The organism is Candidatus Magnetaquiglobus sp. (assembly GCF_058402785.1).
The window spans coordinates 1-17,317 of record NZ_JBZVFG010000065.1; the positions used below are offsets into that span (position 1 = coordinate 1).

The 17,317-nt window shown below is 59.4% G+C and carries 12 protein-coding genes and 1 pseudogene; 11 read left to right on the forward strand and 2 right to left on the reverse strand.

Features of this window, described 5'->3' with window-relative positions; all coding sequences use genetic code 11:
• Window positions 1-418: 418 nt before the first annotated feature.
• From ACV4UY_RS15295 to ACV4UY_RS15315, 5 genes are all read left to right on the forward strand, one after another.
• Complete coding sequence (locus ACV4UY_RS15295; protein WP_491608437.1) at window positions 419-3,631, forward strand: hypothetical protein; 3,213 nt, start codon at window positions 419-421, stop codon at window positions 3,629-3,631.
• 216 nt (window positions 3,632-3,847) lie between these two features.
• Entirely contained in the window at window positions 3,848-6,499 is a 2,652-nt protein-coding gene (gene pepN, locus ACV4UY_RS15300; protein WP_491608438.1) for an aminopeptidase N, read from the forward strand.
• A 76-nt stretch (window positions 6,500-6,575) separates the two neighbouring features.
• Window positions 6,576-6,908, forward strand: a complete 333-nt coding sequence (locus tag ACV4UY_RS15305; RefSeq protein WP_491608439.1) for a PilZ domain-containing protein — start codon at window positions 6,576-6,578, stop codon at window positions 6,906-6,908.
• A gap of 81 nt (window positions 6,909-6,989) precedes the next feature.
• Window positions 6,990-7,598, forward strand: coding sequence for a nucleotidyl transferase AbiEii/AbiGii toxin family protein (locus tag ACV4UY_RS15310; protein ID WP_491608440.1), 609 nt, complete (start codon window positions 6,990-6,992; stop codon window positions 7,596-7,598).
• Between the two features lie 36 nt (window positions 7,599-7,634).
• Entirely contained in the window at window positions 7,635-7,913 is a 279-nt protein-coding gene (locus ACV4UY_RS15315) for a hypothetical protein (protein WP_491608441.1), read from the forward strand.
• Window positions 7,914-7,917: 4 nt separating this feature from the next.
• Here the strand turns inward: ACV4UY_RS15315 and gltX are convergent, their stop codons facing one another.
• A complete protein-coding gene (gene gltX / locus ACV4UY_RS15320; RefSeq protein ID WP_491608442.1) occupies window positions 7,918-9,327 on the reverse strand; it encodes a glutamate--tRNA ligase in 1,410 nt (469 codons plus the stop codon).
• 418 nt (window positions 9,328-9,745) lie between these two features.
• Here gltX and ACV4UY_RS15325 point away from each other — a divergent pair.
• From ACV4UY_RS15325 to ACV4UY_RS15340, 4 genes and pseudogenes are all read left to right on the forward strand, one after another.
• Window positions 9,746-9,874: pseudogene (locus ACV4UY_RS15325) on the forward strand (SEC-C metal-binding domain-containing protein); the annotation flags it as partial.
• Window positions 9,872-10,555, forward strand: a complete 684-nt coding sequence (locus tag ACV4UY_RS15330; protein ID WP_491608448.1) for a tetratricopeptide repeat protein — start codon at window positions 9,872-9,874, stop codon at window positions 10,553-10,555. The pseudogene ACV4UY_RS15325 and the gene ACV4UY_RS15330, both read left to right, overlap by 3 nt.
• Window positions 10,555-12,372, forward strand: a complete 1,818-nt coding sequence (gene aspS / locus ACV4UY_RS15335; RefSeq protein ID WP_491608443.1) for an aspartate--tRNA ligase — start codon at window positions 10,555-10,557, stop codon at window positions 12,370-12,372. Before ACV4UY_RS15330 ends, aspS begins: the two co-directional genes overlap by 1 nt.
• Window positions 12,373-12,647: 275 nt before the next feature.
• On the forward strand, window positions 12,648-13,157 hold the full coding sequence (locus ACV4UY_RS15340) for a CBS domain-containing protein (RefSeq protein WP_491608444.1): 510 nt from the start codon (window positions 12,648-12,650) through the stop codon (window positions 13,155-13,157).
• A gap of 34 nt (window positions 13,158-13,191) precedes the next feature.
• Here ACV4UY_RS15340 and ACV4UY_RS15345 read toward each other — a convergent pair whose 3' ends face one another.
• Window positions 13,192-13,617 (reverse strand): rhodanese-like domain-containing protein, encoded by a 426-nt coding sequence (locus ACV4UY_RS15345; RefSeq protein ID WP_491608445.1) that lies wholly within the window; start codon window positions 13,615-13,617, stop codon window positions 13,192-13,194.
• A gap of 430 nt (window positions 13,618-14,047) precedes the next feature.
• Here ACV4UY_RS15345 and ACV4UY_RS15350 point away from each other — a divergent pair, with 430 nt between their 5' ends.
• Window positions 14,048-14,725: a hypothetical protein gene (locus ACV4UY_RS15350; protein WP_491608446.1), complete on the forward strand. Its 678-nt coding sequence runs from the start codon at window positions 14,048-14,050 to the stop codon at window positions 14,723-14,725.
• Window positions 14,726-14,886: 161 nt separating this feature from the next.
• The gene (locus ACV4UY_RS15355) at window positions 14,887-16,881 is read left to right on the forward strand and encodes an SUMF1/EgtB/PvdO family nonheme iron enzyme (protein ID WP_491608447.1); all 1,995 of its coding nucleotides are present in this window, start codon (window positions 14,887-14,889) and stop codon (window positions 16,879-16,881) included.
• Window positions 16,882-17,317: the final 436 nt, after the last annotated feature.

Sequence of the window (17,317 nt, forward strand, 5' to 3'; positions counted from 1 at the left end):
AAGTGGAGCTAACGCAATCTTATCAAATCTCCATGTCGAAGAGAAGCAATACAAACGCCTCAACTGGGTAGATGCCACCTGACATTGACAGGCAACGCCCATGTCATAACAATTTTAACGTCAAGGGATTGACTGATCAAGCATGCATCATTACCAAGTCGCATGCCAGGACACCGTGCAACAGTGGTCCAAACCCTTTCTTTATACCATCACTGAGACCCGGCAATAAATTCCTGGAATTCCCTTCTGCAATAGGCGCCCCTCCCCCCATTTGGGGGGATAACACCAAAAGCAAACACTAAAAATTGATTATATAAGTTTATTTAATTACCTTAAATAATCTTGATGATTTAATATTGGTTATGTAACGCTTCGTAACAAGCTATAGACGGTTTCCTAATGGTGTTCTCCGAAAACCATGCAAAGACCGGAAGAACTCAACACAACTGAGAGCAGGCCGAATCAAACCATGAGCAATAATGAATCAAGAACTGATTTTCAAGTCATTGCATACAGTTTCAGCAGCTTATGCCATGTCATCGCAACCCACATCGGACAACCCATCAGTGACGTCGCCGAAAAGCCGCAACTCAAAATGATTCACAGAGGGCTCTGTTCTCTGAAACCGCCACAGAAAATTGGAGACGGTGAAGTTCATGCCATCACGATGATCGTTGAATCTGAATATGTTGATCGTTCCCACCTCCAGGACTATGCCGAATTCGAAGTTTTTTCTTTTCAAAGTTATGCACGTTATTGCCTGAGAATTCATATCCTCTTGGACACCTATCCTGCTGGAGCGATCGCACGCACTCTAACTGGTGAACAGCATCTTGATGAATTCACAAAAAAAATGAAGCAGGATTACGCTGCTTATCTGGTTATCAGAAAACAGCCACGCACATTTTTGGCAAAGATGGTCATGGGCTTTCCGTGGAAACATCTGCAATCACGCTTCAACCTCGCCCTGCTGCGCTCCTATACAGTAGGAATGTTTGGGCTACCCATGGAGGTTCGGGATACGATTGCCTGGGCCGAACAAGACCAGGTAGTTTCGGCTTGCGCAACAACTGCCCTGACGGTTCAATTTCATTCAGCCGGTCTCGACATCAACAATCCCAGGTATCCATCACCCGCCCAAATCACCCAGATTGCCCACAATGGCACGCCGACAGCCAAGCCAATTTTTCCAAACGCCGGACTCACCACAAAAATGATGGCCATGGCCATTCGGGAACAGGGACTTGAACCATACCATGTCAATCTGGTTCCTGAGTACTGGCCACATACGAATCATTGCGACAAATTGTCCCAAACTTCGCAAAAAAGCATCAACGGGGTCATGCGGATCGTACACGCCTATGCACGCAAAAAACTGTCGGCCCCAATTCTTGGGATTGCACTGTTTGACAAAGCTACTGAACAAAAAAATTCAACAACTGCAAGCAATACTGACTCCGCACCCCTTTACATCTCTCAAGCCCTGCATGCCGTTGCCCTCTTCGGATGTGAAAAGTGGAACTCAGCAGAACATGATTGGGATAGCGACTATGGGTACAGTTCACTCAATGATAAATCAATCGGGATTCGTTCCGTATCAGATTCCATGAACTATCTGATTGGTCATGATGATCAAGCCGGCCCGTTCATTCTATGTGCACGTCATCGCCTATCCAGGCCTATTGACATTGATTGGGGAAAAGATGGTAGAAACAATAAAGATAATACCAATGAATATTTAGACCACATCACACCGAAAGACAATCATGAAAGCATTATAAATTCAATCGAGACGATTGAATTTAACGCAATACCCGACAAAATACGCCTACCAAACCACATACTACTTGCTTTGGATCACCAAATTCGGGTTCATTTGTCTGTTGTAGAAAATCTGGCTTGGCATTTTACCAATGACCTCCATATCATCTATAAACATGCTGCCGAAAAATCATTGGAAAAAAACATGTTGCTTGGAAACTTGTACAGTTTCTGCCCTTGGAAGAACGACTCGAATCGTGAAGCATACATTAACAATACAGAGAGATTTCCAGGATATTTGTGGGATATAAAACTTTATCATGTCAACAATCTGAAAGAAGAACTTCGTCTTCAGTTCCGTGACAAAAATTGTCAGCCCGTTGATGGTTCAGCTGCACGGATACTCATCAAGAGTCTGCCCCTTTACCTTTGGCGTGCCACCGCATGGAGCGGAGGACACAGGATCATGGACATTCTGATCGATGCCACAGATGCACGCCCCTCCAACATGGTCCTTAAGGTCATGGTCTATTGGCCATGGTTGCATGATTTGGCATCCAGATTAATTCCAGAGGGATTTTTCTCCCCACGATCTCCGCTGGGTAAACTGAAGAAAGATGAGCACCCGATATTGATCCGCTGGCGTGAGCAGATTGTCGAACAGTCAATCTCAAGCCCACCCACTTTGGATGATTGGTATGGCGCCAGTTACTATCCAGGCATGATCAAAGCTCACGAGAAAAGATGCCACTACTCGATCAAGACCGAATCTGATCAAAAAAACGATAAAAAATCTGACTGTAGTAATGGTTGCTCTGGATCTGATCTGCTTATTGTTGATCCATCCAACGCACGGCACAATACAAACGAGGAAGCAGAACCTCGTGAAGTCTATTTTATTACTCGGAAAGAGTACAGCAAATTGCACTTACAAAGCACCAAGGAACGCATGGAGAAGGAGAACTGGACGCTTGATACTGAAGGAGAATACATCTGGCTTATCGATCATGAAGGGACACTTGTCATCGGTCAGGAGTGGAAGGTAGGAGAAGACGACTCCTTGGGACATCCAAATCTGACGGGTGGTGGACCGGCACGTATTGCCGGGGAACTCCGTTACAATGATGACAAATGGAAGATCAATAACAATTCCGGAAGATATACAAAACGGATCAGGGGGAGAACAAAAAAGAATTTACATCACGCTTTTGAAGTTTTTCAAATGATATTCGGAGAAAAAGATTTTAAAGATCCAGAAACACAATGTGTACTCAATGAAGAATACGGCGAATTGCAGATCAACACTATAAGAGATCTTAACAATCAGATAAACGACCTCCTTATCACCATTAAAACCGACCCGTCAACTCAAATCGAAACAGTAAAATCCTCTGGTCGCGACCTGGGAATGTCTTTGTTCTGGTCTTGCGAAATTGCCAGCAGTCAGAAAGATAGTGAACAATCCAACACCAAACCTCTAACCGCCATGAATTGTTGGACAACGGCAGATCAACAAAACAGCCCTGATCAGGACATGCGGAAGCTGTTGATGATCTGGGGGCTTTCTACCTGGTGGAAGCATATCCAGGAGCAAAATTCACCCATCCAAGAAAAATCACTTTCAGATTTTAAACCTGAAAATCTGGTTGATATTTTTATAATAGACACCAACCCTAAAGAAACTCGTGCCGCAGCAGCACTTGCGCTTGCACGTCTTTCAAAAATATCAACAATTTATGATCGCAAGAAACTCAAGTCCCATATCACTACATTTCTAGTTCACAGACTATCTCATTTCAACCTTAACGAGATGGGGCTTACCAAGTCTGAATGGGACGAAATTCATGCGATCATTCAGGGCGCAAGCTAACGTATCCGCTCTCGTCAAAAGGCTGTTCAGCATAGACCAAACAGCCTTTTGACATCCTCTGTGTCACGCACGCAGCCTCCAACCTGATTTTCTGATCGCACTTATAAAAATGCTCCTTGACCTCCGTTTCCATCCTATGCATTTGTATCGAATCTCAAAGTATCATTTCACATACCAGCAATGACTCCATTGTCTGATCCTACGCATCGAGCCATCATGAGCGACAAACCCAAAGAGATCACCCGTCTGGCCGACTACACCCCGCCGGCGTACCTCGTCGAGACGATCCACCTCGATTTTCACCTCGACGAGACCGAAACCCTGGTCGCCTCCCGCATGACCCTGCGCCGCAATCCGGACGCACCTGCGAACCAACGCGCCGTGCGGCTCGACGGGCGCGAGCTGGAGCTGATCGCAATCCGTTTGGACGGCGAACCGTTGTCCACCGGGGGGTACACGCTGGATTCGGAACATCTCACCCTACCCGATGCGCCGGAGCGCTTCACCCTGGAGATCACCACCCGCATCCATCCGGAAACCAACCTCTCCCTGGAAGGGCTCTACCGCTCGCGCGGGCTCTTCTGCACCCAATGCGAGGCGGAAGGGTTCCGCAAGATCACCTTCTACCCGGACCGCCCGGATGTGATGGCCCGCTTCACCGTGCGCCTCGAGGCCGAACGCGTCCGCTATCCGGTGCTGCTCTCCAACGGCAACCTGATCGAGAGCGGCGCGTTGGAAAAAGGCCGTCACTTCGCCCTCTGGGAAGATCCCCATCCCAAACCGGCCTATCTGTTCGCGCTGGTGGCGGGCGATCTCTCCTGCCACGAAGGGCCCTTCACCACCGCATCCGGACGCCCGGTCACCTTGCAGATCTGGGTCGAGCCGGAAAACGCCGAACGCTGTGCCCATGCCCTGGCTTCGTTGGAGAAGTCGATGCGCTGGGACGAAGAACGCTTCGGACGGGAGTACGATCTGGACCGCTACATGATCGTGGCGGTCAACGATTTCAACTCCGGAGCCATGGAGAACAAGGGGCTCAACATCTTCAACGCCGTCTACGTGCTCGCCGATCCGGAAACCGCCACGGATTCCAACTACGAGGATATCGAAAGCGTCATCGCCCACGAGTATTTCCACAACTGGACCGGCAACCGCATCACCTGCCGCGACTGGTTCCAGCTGAGTCTCAAGGAGGGGTTGACCATCTTCCGCGATCAGGAGTTCTCGGCGGATGTGGGATCGCGACCGGTGGAGCGGATCCGCGACGTGCAGAGCCTGCGCGCCTTCCAGTTCCCGGAGGATGCCGGACCGACCGCCCATCCGGTGCGTCCGGATTCCTACATGGAGATCAACAATTTTTACACCACCACGGTCTACAACAAGGGTGCCGAGGTGGTGCGCATGCTGTTGACGCTGCTCGGAAAGGAGACCTTCCGTCGCGGCATGGATCTCTTCTTCGCGCGTCACGACGGACAGGCGGTGACGGTCGAGGCGTTCCTGGACGCCCTGCAAACCGCCTCGGGGCGGGATCTGGGACCGTTTTCGCGCTGGTATCGCCAGGCCGGCACCCCGGAGTTGACCATCCGTCAGCAACACGACCCCGACGCGAAAGTGCTGGAGATCACCGTGATGCAACAGTGTCGCGCCCACGGCCAAAGCGAAGCGGGCGAGCCTCTGGTGATCCCCCTGGCCATGGCCCTGCTCGATCGCGACACCCGTGCCCCCCTGCCGCTGATCCTGGAAGGAGAAAGCCCGGAAAACGCTCCGCTTGAGCGGGTTCTGGAGGTGAGCAAACCGGTCGGGACCTACCGTTTCAAGAACATCCCGCGCCCGCCTCTGGCCTCGCTGTTGCGCGGCTTCTCGGCGCCGGTCAAGCTGAACAGCCCCCTCTCCAACGACGACCTGGCCCTGGCCTGGGGCGCGGACAACGACCCCTTCAACCGTTGGGACGCGGGTCAACAACTGGCCATGCGCATCCTGGTGGAGGGAGCCCGCGCCCTGCCCGACCACCCCTTCGAGACCCCGGACTCCTTTGTGGCCGCCTTTGCCGCCACCTTGACCTCCCCGGATCTCGATCCGGCCATGAAGAGCCTGGCCATCACCCTGCCGGGGATCGGCGTGCTGATCGAGGCGATGCCGGAGGCCGATCCCGGCGCCCTGTTCACGGTACGCGAGAGCCTGCGCCGTCGCCTGGCCCACGACTGCCGGGATACCCTGTTGGCGCTCCACGCCGCGCACCTCACCCCCGGACCCTATCGGGTCAGCGGCGAAGCGATCGGCAAGCGCACCTTGAAAAATTTCATGCTCGGCCTGCTCCTGGCCGATCCGGACAACGACCTGGCGGCGCGCATGGCCGCGGATCAGGTGCGGCAGGCCGACAACATGACCGATCGCATGGGCGGACTCGTGCCCCTGGTGCATACCGGTCGTCCCGAAGCCGAGGCGCTTCTGGCCGCCATGGAACACCGCTGGCGGAACAATCCGCTCGCCATGGACAAGTGGTTCTCCATCCAGGCCATGGCCCCCCTGCCCGACACCCTGGCGCGGGTCCAGGGACTCATGTCCCATCCGGCCTACAACCCGCGCAATCCCAACCGCATTCGCGCCCTGGTCGGCACCTACTGCCGCGGCAACCTGGTCTGTTTCCACGACCCGTCCGGCTCGGGATATCGCTTCCTCACCGAGCTGATCCGGGATCTGGATCCGCACAACCCGCAGATCGCCGCCAATCTGGTCGGCGCCCTGACCCGCTGGCGGCAGTTCGAGCCGCGCCGGCGCGAGGCGATGCGCCAGGCCATCGACACCATCGTCACCTTGCCCGGCCTGTCGCGCAACAGCTACGAGATCGCCTCGAAATCACTGGCGTGATTGCGTCCGATGGAATTTGGGTCCAGAATGGGAAGCGCGTTATCGAAACATCCTGTCACCATCCAAGGAGAACCCCATGACCTCGGATTCACCCGTTCCAGCCGCGACCGTCTCAACCGCAACCGAAGTGGCCGAACGCCCCAGGGCCGAGGCCCGTTTTCCGTTCCACACCAGGATCCGCCTGGAAATCGCCCTGGGACAGGTCTATCAAGGCCATACCGCCGATGTGAGCATGAGCGGCGCCTTCATGGAAACCACTCAACCCACCGGGGAGATCGTGGTGGGCGACAAGGGGGTGGTATTCCTGGAAATGCATGAGGAGGGCTCCACCTACGAAGTCTCGTTCCCCTGCACCGTGGCGCGCATCAACCCGCGCGGCATCGGGTTGGACTTCGAAAGCGAACAGTAACCGATCTCCCGCGCATGTCTCCCGACCCCTACCCCCTGTCTGGAGATCCTCCCTCTCCCGCAACGCCGCCTGTGGCCGGCGTTGCGGGAGATTCCGAGACCTTTCACCCTGTTTGGTGGAACCGCCATCGCCCTGCACCTCGGGCATCGACATTCGGTTGATTTTAATTTTTTCAGCCGCACCCCCTTTGATCCGGACCACCTGCTCAACGATCTGGTCTGCCTGAGCGTCCGTGAGGTTCTGCAACGGGAGACCAACACCCTCACCGTGCGCGTGGACCGGGATGGACCGGTCCGGCTCTCCTTTTTCGCGCTGCCCCAAATCCGACAACTGCAACCAGGACACCTCAGCACCGAGAACAATCTCCTGGTGGCCTCGCTGCCAGATCTGGCCGGGATGAAGATGGCGGTGGTGCAGAAACGGGCGGAGTGCAAGGACCATCTGGATATCGACGCGATTCTCGCGACAGGGGCGATCGATCTGTCACGAGCCCTGGGAGCGGCATCCGCCATTTACGGAACCTGTTTCAACCCTCTGTTGACCTTGAAAGCGTTGTGTCATTTCGGGGACGGGGATCTGGAACGACTGCCAGAGTCGGTCCGGGACCGACTGATCCGGGCGGTCCGCGCGGTTCCGCCCCCCGCCGCGCCGCTGCCCAGCTCATCCGGCCACGCCGCACCCCACCCTTAAGCCGCGACCACGGAACCGATCCCCCTGACTCCGGAGATGGAAACCGTGGCGCGACGCATCATCTGGTTCGAGCCACCCGCCACGGCCCTGGCCGATCCGGTCCGTTTTCTGGCCTATGCGATGCGTTACGCCACCTGGGAGGATCTGACGCTCATCGAACGTCAGGTACCAAAGGAACGCTTCGTGGAGGCGCTCGCCCACGCCCCACCCGGCATCATCGATGCACGTTCCTGGTCCTACTGGCATGCGCATCTGTTGGGTCGGTCACCGCCACCCCCGCTGCCGGAACGCACCTTCCCGAATCCGGACGCCTGATCCCTCACCCCATTCCATCCAGCACCGCCAGCCCGGCGCCGATGCGGGCCTGGCACCTGGCCGGACCGAGCATCCACAGGGTTTCGACGATCCCCGGCGAGGCGGCGGTTCCGGTCAGGACCACACGCAACGGCTGGGCGAGCTGTCCCATGGTCAGGCCATGGGCGGAAAGGGTGGCCTGGAACACCCCGTCGATGGCCGGGACGGTCCATTCGCCCAGGCTGGACAGATGATTGGCCAGGGCGGCCAGGGGAGTGCGCGTGGCGGGGGTCAGATGCTTGCGGGCCGCCTTCTCCTCGTAGGGAAGCACCGAATCGATAAACAGGAACCGGCACTTCTGGGCCATCTCCACCAGGGTGGCGGCGCGGGGCTGGAACTCCGGCAGAATGCGCGCCAGATCGGCATGGGAGGGAAGCGGGTCGATGCCGAGCCGACCGAGCTGAAAAGCCAGCTCCGGCACGAGCTGTTCGGGCGTGGCGGCGCGGATGTGATGGCCGTTGATCCAGGAAAGCTTGGCGCGGTCGAAGATCGCCGCCGAGCGACCCAGTTCACGCACGTCGAAGAGCCGGCGCAGCTCCGCCATGGTGAAGATCTCCTGTTCGCCGTGGGACCAGCCGAGGCGGACGAGATAGTTGTTGATCGCATCCGGCAGAAATCCCTCCTCCCGGAACTGCAACACCGACACCGCGCCGTGGCGCTTGGAGAGCTTGGCGCCATCCGAGCCGTGCAAAAGCGGCATGTGGGCATACTCCGGGATCGGCCACCTCATGGCGCGAAACAGGTGCATCTGCCGGGGGGTATTGCTGATGTGATCCTCGCCGCGGATCACCAGGGTGATGCCCATGTCGTGATCATCCACCGCCACGGCCAGATTGTAGGTGGGGGAGCCGTCCGAACGGACCAGGATGAGGTCATCGAGTTCGTCGTTGGCAAAGCGGATCGTCCCCTGGATCATGTCCTCCCAGGAGGTCTCCCCGTCGCGCGGGGTCTTGAAGCGGATCACATGCGGCACCGCCCCGCGCGACAGATTCAACTCCCGGCACAAGCCGTCGTAACGGGGCTTGTCGCCCCGGACGCGCTGCTCCTCACGCACCGTGTCGAGCCGATCCTTCGAGCAGGTGCAGACGTAGGCATGCCCTTCGGCAAGCATCCGGTCCACCACTTCGAGATAGCGTTGGGTATGATCCGATTGAAAAAAAGGCCCCTCGTCGGGCGAAAGCCCCATCCAGGCAAGCCCCTCGAGGATCACATCCACCGCCTCTTGCGTCGAGCGTTCGGTATCGGTGTCCTCGATGCGCAGAATGAAGGTACCGCCATGGCGACGGGTGTGCAGGTGGCAGAACAGTGCGGTGCGGGCGCCGCCGATATGCAGAAAGCCGGTGGGCGAAGGGGCGAAACGGGTGCGTAGCGTCATGAGGGGTTCCCAAGAAAAACAAGCGATGAACGCCGGAAAACCTGATCCATCCGGCACGAGTGAGTGGTTGTGACGTTCCAGGATGGACGATTGTGCGTCACCCGGTCGAAGGAATCTATTTTTTTTCAAGAATTCGATTTTGTCCAGACTGGCGTTGACAAAAGCATTTGGATAATATTCCAAGATGCGTTAAAAAGGAGGCTTTCCCCATCAACTCAGGAAGGAGCTGTGCGCCGTGGGTTCACCCAAAGATCTCAATCAACCGGAAATCTATGTCAATGCCTTGGTGGAGGCCGCGCGGCTGAACGATGTCGAAGCCTTGACCCGCTGGCTGGCCGATGACGAACAGGCCGAAAACGGACCGTTCTACAAATGGTTCCGATACTTCGCCGAGCGTCTGATGGCCATGGCGCCCCATCCGGAAACCGGTTTTTCGGCCCGTCCGGCCCGTCCGGTGAGCCCCCCCAAGGTCGGTCGCAACGATGCCTGCCCGTGCGGATCGGGAAAGAAGTTCAAGCAGTGCCACCTGGAATCCGAGGATTCGGTGATCTGGAAGATCGGCTCCCCCACCCCGATGATGCGGGCCATGGCGATCACGCGCATCATCGGGGAGGCGGATCTGGATCTGCTCGACACCGTGCCGGTGGAGAAGTGTTCGCCGCTGGCCCTCGCCGAGATGGCGGCGGCCTATCAGAAGGAGGGCGAGACCGATACCGCCCTGACCCTGTTGAAGCGCATGCTCGACGGCGATCGGGAAGATCCGTTCCTGTTGATCGACTACTGGATCGCCCGCTACGCCGAGTGGCTGGTGGAGGCGGGTCTGGCGGACGAGGGGGAACGGTTCCTGTTGGAAGAGTACAAGAGCCAGCGCAAGATCGAAGGATGGCAGGTGGCGCAGAAACTGGCCGCCTTCCACATCGACCAGGGCCATCTCGACGGGGCTGGCGAGTGGGTCGAGCTGGCGTTGGCCGGCAAGCCGGACAACCCCTTCAACCACTACCTGCGCGGGTTGTTGCGCCACGGCAGCGACGATTTCGAGGGCGCGGTCTCCTCCTACGAACGGGCCATGGAGCTGAGTGCCGGCTTCCGCGAGCAGGAGCAGGCCTACATGCTCGAACTGGTGGAGGATGCCTTGAAGCGTGCCAAGGCGGGTGAACCGCTGATGGAGGAGGAGTCGGAGGGCGATGGAGAGCCCGGAAATGCCAGGGACGACGAAGGAGAGGCGTGATGGAGCGTAGTCACTATTGCAACGACGTGCGGGAATCCCTGACCGGTCAACGGGTGACGCTGTGCGGCTGGGTGAACCGGCGTCGGGATCATGGCGGGGTGATCTTCGTGGACCTGCGCGACCGTACCGGTCTGGTGCAGGTGGTGTTCAGCCCCGAGGATGGCCAATCCCATGGCCAGGCGCATGTGCTGCGCAACGAATATGTGGTTCAGGTGGAAGGCATCGTGGCGCGGCGTCCGGCAGAGACGGAAAACACCAAACTCCCGACCGGTCTGATCGAGGTGCGGGTGGAGCGGGTGACCCTGTTGAACGCCGCGGCGGTGCTGCCGTTCCAGCTCGACGAGGAGGTGAGCGAGGCGGTGCGGTTGACCCATCGGTTTCTCGATCTGCGCCGTCCGGAGATGCAACGCAACCTCATCGCCCGTCACCGGGCCATGCAGGCGATCCGGCGCGGTCTGGACGAGGAGGGTTTTCTGGAGATCGAAACCCCGATGCTCACCCGCAGCACCCCGGAGGGGGCGAGGGACTATCTGGTGCCGTCGCGGGTCAATCCCGGCGAGTTTTACGCCCTGCCGCAATCCCCGCAGCTTTTCAAGCAGTTGTTGATGATCTCCGGGTATGATCGCTATTTCCAGATCACCCGCTGTTTCCGTGACGAAGATCTGCGCGCCGACCGGCAGCCGGAGTTCACCCAGGTCGATCTCGAGATGAGCTTCGTGGATCCGGATCAGGTGATCGGGCTGGTCGAGCGGGTGGTGGCGCGTCTGTTCGCCGAGGTGCTGGACATCCGTCTGAATCTCCCCTTTCCGCGCATGACCTATGCCGAGGCGATGGACCGCTACGGTCTGGACGCCCCGGACACCCGCATCCGCATGCAACTGACCGATCTGACCGCCACGCTGGCCGGCACCGGTTTCAAGGTGTTCGCCGACGCGGCAAAGCTGACCGGCATGCGCGGACAGCAGGGGGCGATCAAGGCGTTGCGGGTGCCGGGCGGCGCGGCCCTGACCCGCAAGGAGATCGACGAATGCACCGAGTTCGTGTCGATCTACGGAGCCAAGGGTCTGGCCTGGGTCAAGGTGAACGGTCCGTGGGCCGAGGGTGGCTGGCAGTCGCCGATCGTCAAGTTCTTCAACGAGTCCGAACTGACCGCCATCGCCACGGCGACCGGGGTTCAGACCGGGGATCTGCTCTTCTTCGGCGCCGACCGTCTGAAGGTGGTGAACGAATCCCTGGGACGGCTGCGCGTGAAACTGGGCCGGGAGCGTCACATCATGGACGATACGCCCTTCTCGTTTGCCTGGGTGACCGACTTCCCGCTCCTGGAGTGGGACGCGGAGGCCAAACGGTTCACCTCGGTCCACCACCCGTTCACCGCGCCGCTGGTGGAGGACTTCGACCGCATGAACGCCGCAGGTGCCGAGGGGGTGGACGAGGTGCGTTCCCGCGCCTACGACCTGGTGCTCAACGGCAGCGAGGTGGGTGGTGGCTCGATCCGTATCCACGACCCCCAGATGCAGCGTCGCATGCTCGAACTGCTGGCCATCGGCCCGGAAGAGGCGGAAGAGAAGTTCGGCTTCCTGCTGCGCGCCCTGGAGTTCGGCGCGCCGCCCCACGGCGGCCTGGCCCTGGGCCTGGATCGGTTGATGGCCATCATGCTTGGCGCGGAGTCGATCCGCGACGTGATCGCCTTCCCGAAGACGCAGAAGGCGGCCTGTCCACTCACCAGGGCCCCGTCGGTGGTGGATGCCGCGCAACTGCGCGAGCTGCATCTGCGCACCACGGCCCGTCCGCGCGGCGAAGCGGCACCGGGGTGACGGAACAATTCGGCATGCGTGCTCCCCGAGCGGGAGGTTCACGCATGCCGACGCCCCGATTCAGCCAGGCAGGATTGGTGCGGACAAGGGGGTGTTAAAATTGGTATGAAATTTGCGTATTCCCTGCCAACAAAGCTGGTGACCGGCACGGATCCTACGCCTTTTTGACGCTCGTTCGCACGCATTCGAACCATCGGATTTGGATGGCCCTCCGAATACGGCCACCCCCGACGCGACGGGCCACTGTTCCGATGCCCAACAAGGATCTTTACATCATGTCATGCCGGATCACCACCGCCATTCAGGACGATGTTGCCACCGTCAACCAGTACCGCACGGTCTCCGAGGGGGTGGAGATCATGGTCAACCGCGGGGTCGGATCCCTGGTGGTGATGGAAGGTGCAAGCGTGGTGGGCTATTTCACCGAACGCGATCTGCTGGTGCGGGTGGTCGGCAAACGACGCGATCCCGCCCAGACGCCGATCCATGAGGTGATGACCCGGAATCTGGTACGGGTCGAATTCGATGCCACCTGCAAACACAGCCTGGATCTGATGAAGGAACACCGCATCCGTCATCTGGTGGTGTTCAACGGACCACGTTTCATGGGGGTGGTGTCGATGCGCGACATCGCCGCCATGCGCAACCGTTCCGACGGATTCGGGGATCTCACCGTGAATGTGGTGGGCGGCATGGTGCTGCTGGTGGTGCTGTCGGTGATCGGATTTCTGATTTATCTGGTTCCCGAGATGCTGGGGATCGCGCAGCGCTCCCTGAACGGCTGACCCGCTCCAGGGAGACGCGACGCGCAGGACCGTTTCAGCACTGCACCCAGGGAAGCCCGCGGAAACGCCAGCCATTGACGCTGGAACGGTGGTGTTGCTCATCCCGGTCCCCCTCGAACCCCTCGAGGACGTGGTGGACCGCGAGAAACCCCTCCTTGAGCAGGCAGTTGCCGGCATCGATGGAGCGGTGACCGGAACGGCAGATCAGAACAAGGGTGCGATCCTTGGATCGGGCGGCACGCAGCACGTCCGGGACGAAATCCGGATTGAGTTCGAAATCCGGGGCATCCTGCCAGGGAATGTTGACCACCCCGGGCGGACTGCCGACAAAGAAATGCTCCACCTCGGAACGGATGTCGATGAACAGGGTACCGGGTTGCTGAACCAGTCGATAGGCCTCGTCGGGGGTGAGATGACCGAGTTCGGGGTGGGAGAGGCTGTGGGGGGCGGATGGGAGCATGCAGACCTCCTGTCTTCATGTCTTGGTGGGGGATGCGTCACAGACTGACGCGGAACCCTGGAAAATATTGACCCTGGAACTCCCCCAAAGGGAGGTCCAGGGTACGGGGGGTGAGGGGGTTCTCCCCCCATCCCGCAAGTTACCCTGGAACTCCCCCAAAGGGAGGTCCAGGGTACGGGGGGTGAGGGGGTCTCCCCCCATCCCGCAAGTTACCCTGGAACTCCCCCAAAGGGAGATCCAGGGTACGGGGGGTGAGGGGGTTCTCCCCCCATCCCGTAAATTACACGATTTGAGATGATAAACTCGTCTCGAATCATCCTTGTTTCTAGTGGTAAACCGAATCGGTGGTGACGTCAAGCGACTTTTCCAAAAAACGACGGCCAGGCGTCTCGGCCAAGGATCGACGGCAAGGAACGACGGATCAGTGACCATGAACCTTAACAAACGCAAACCCGGTTTCCGCCCTGCCTCCAACGAACGGCTCCCTGCCGAACGCATCGCCGAACGGGCCGGACGTCCTTCGATTCTGGATAACCAGAAGATCGAACCCAGACAGCGCGTGCGCTTGCACGAGGTACGCCAGGAGGGAGCGCGCATCGAGCAACGGGCCCAACAACAGGCGGCGCGCGAAACCCAGAAACGTCGCAGCGCCCTGGCCGCCAGCGCCGGGGAGCATCCGTTCGGGGTGCGCCTACTGGAAGGAGGGATCGTTCTGGCGGCGGGGATCACCTCGATGTGCCGGAATGGCATGGATCACGTTGCCAGCTGGATCCGCGATGGTCGGGACATGGTGGTGGGACTGACCCGACGCCGCCCCCGCCCCTGGGAACTCGAGGAGACGCTCGAGGAGCAGGAGGAGAGCGTCTGGCACCGCGATGAGGGCGATGAACACGGTGGATCGGTGCGTCTGATCGGACGGACCGGCCACGACCCGTCCCTGGAAACCACCTCCGGAACCGCGGGCGTGCAATCTCCATTGCGCCCGGAAGTGGAACGGACTAAAGTTCAAAGGCTGGATGCCGAAGAAGAGGGGCTTCCGGACGATCATCTGGAGGATCAGATCGGTGCCCTGCGCGCCCGCCTGTCCACGCTGTCGCGACCCGGCTGATCTCTTTTCAGAGGATTCCGGCTTCCAACGTGGAACACCCGTCGGAAGGCTCGCGGGGCCGGGCATGAGGCGGTTCACCCCCCATCTTGTACGTTTGCGCTTGTCAGGACCACGGTGTTCATGTTCACTCCCCAAGAATCCGCATCATCCGGCTGGGTCTCATGAATTCGGAACCCTTCAGCAGCGCCTTGCCCCCTGGTTCGAAACTGCTCTGGTTCGAGATCATCCAGGTGTTGGGCAAGGGCGGCTTCGGGATCACCTATCTGGGTCGGGATACCAACCAGAACCAGATGGTGGCCATCAAGGAGTACCTCCCCACGGCCTTCGCCTCGCGCCGCCAGGGGAGTCAGGTTCTGCCCAACTCCCCGGAAGACAAGAAAACCTTTGATTGGGGGCTGGACAGCTTCCTCAAAGAGGCCCAGATCGTCGCCCGTTTCCGCCATCCGAGCATCGTGCGGGTGGTGAGCTTCTTCCGCAACGCCAACACCGCCTACATGGTGATGGAGTACGTCGAGGGCGAGGGGCTGGACGCCATTCTCAAACGGCGCAAGGTGCTGCCCGAGCCGACCATCAAACGGATTCTGCCGCCGCTTCTCGACGGCCTGGAACTGCTGCACAAATCCGCCTTCATCCATCGCGATCTCAAACCGCCCAACATCCTGATCCGCGCCGACGGCACGCCGGTGATCCTGGATTTCGGTTCCGCGCGTCAGGCCGTGGCCGGACAGGGCGATCAGATGACCAGCCTGTTGAGCCTCGGCTATTCGCCGTTCGAACAGTACGACTCGTCGGGAGATCGGCAGGGACCCTGGTCCGACATCTACGCCATGGGTGGCGTGCTCTACCGCTGCATCGCCGGGGACAAACCCATCGATGCCTCCAAACGGATCTCGGCCCGCCTGCGCGGCGAACCCGACCCCCTCACCCCCGCCGTCGAGATCGGCAAGGAGCGTTATTCCGTCCCCTTTCTCCAGGCCATCGACTGGGCGTTGATGGTTTTGGAAAAAGAGCGCCCGCAATCGGTGCGCGAATGGCGACTCAGACTGATGGGGGATGGGAGTTCCGGCGAGGCCGCCCACGCCAGCGATGGCGCCACCATCCTCCGTCCGCCGGAACCCGGCATGATGGGTGGCGTCGAATGCGGCGGAGTCCGCAAGAAGAGCAGCTGGCGCAGCTTCATCGCTTCGATGAACGAATTTGCCACCCAGGTCGATCCCGACGAACTGCAAGCGCGCAAGAGCGAGGTGCTGCATCCCACCCGCGGGGATGTGGCCAGCACCTCGGGCGGACCCGATGGACCGGCGGGACTCTCGACCCGAGCCCGCGAAGTGGTGGCCGCAGCCACCCCCTCCCCGGTGACCGCCGCGCCCCCCGCGCCATCCCCCTCCCCCGCGCCCGCCGCGCCCCCACAGGCGCCGGCGGCGCCGCGCAAACGGGGAGCCTTGTGGATCGATCCGCTGTTGCGCATGGAGTTCATCTGGCTGCCGGGGGGCGTTGCCCGGATCGGTTCCCCGCCCGGCGAGACGGGACGCCGACCCGAGGAGTTGCCGCAACGGGATGTGCGTATCGAGGGGTTCTGGATCAGCAAATATCTGATGACCTGGGGTCGCTGGCATCGGGTGATGGGAGATTATCCACCGGGACAATACCGGGAGAGCAAGATCAACCATCCGGTGGCGCGGGTCTCCTGGAACGACGTGCAGAAATTCTTGAGGCAGTTCAATCGCATGTTGGGCGAGCACCTGAACGTGCGCCTGCCCACGGAGATTGAATGGGAGTTCGCCGCGCGGGCGGGTCAGGCCGCGCCGTTCATCTCCGGGGACGAGGACCACTGGAGCATGACCGACTACGCCTGGCTGAAAAGCAACTCCGGCGGGCAATCCCGTCCGGTGGGCGAAAAGAAACCCAACGACTGGGGGGTGTACGACATGGCGGGCAATGTGCGGGAATGGACCGAAGACCGGTTCCAGATCGATTTCGCCGCCGGTCGCGCGCATGCCGGCAACACGCAACCGGGTGTGGTGGACGAGGCGCGGGTGGTGCGCGGCAGTGGTTTCGCCTGTCTGGCCAAGGAGTGCCGAACCGCCCGACGTCAGCGCGTGGAGTCCGGCTTGGCCCATGATGATCTGGGTTTCCGTCTGGTGCGTTACTCGTAACCCCAAACTCGCAGACTCCCGATGAAAACGGGCACGCCCTTGTTCTCAAACGTCAGGACACGCGCGACGGACCGATCTCCAGCTCATGCAACTATTCAGGACCCCCTCTATCGCAGGAGGCCGGGGACCACAAGGTCCCTGCGGAGGTTCGGAGGCAGAGCCTCCGAGGTGTTGTTTCTGACTTTCGCGCGCTCTTCGAAACGAGTGATTTTTCGCGTTTTTATGCGAAGAATCGCTGCGCGCGCCTTGGCTGCGGGAAGGTTTCGCGTCGATACAGTGGCGCTCCCCTTGGGAGTTCCACTGTATCGGGGAGTGGGAGGCTCCCCCATCATCAATCTGCGAAACGTTCCCGCGAACACGGCCCAAAAAAACAAAGCCGCAGGAGGCGGCTTATGTGCTGACGTGCCATTCGCCCTGAGTCGTTGCCCAAAATCGG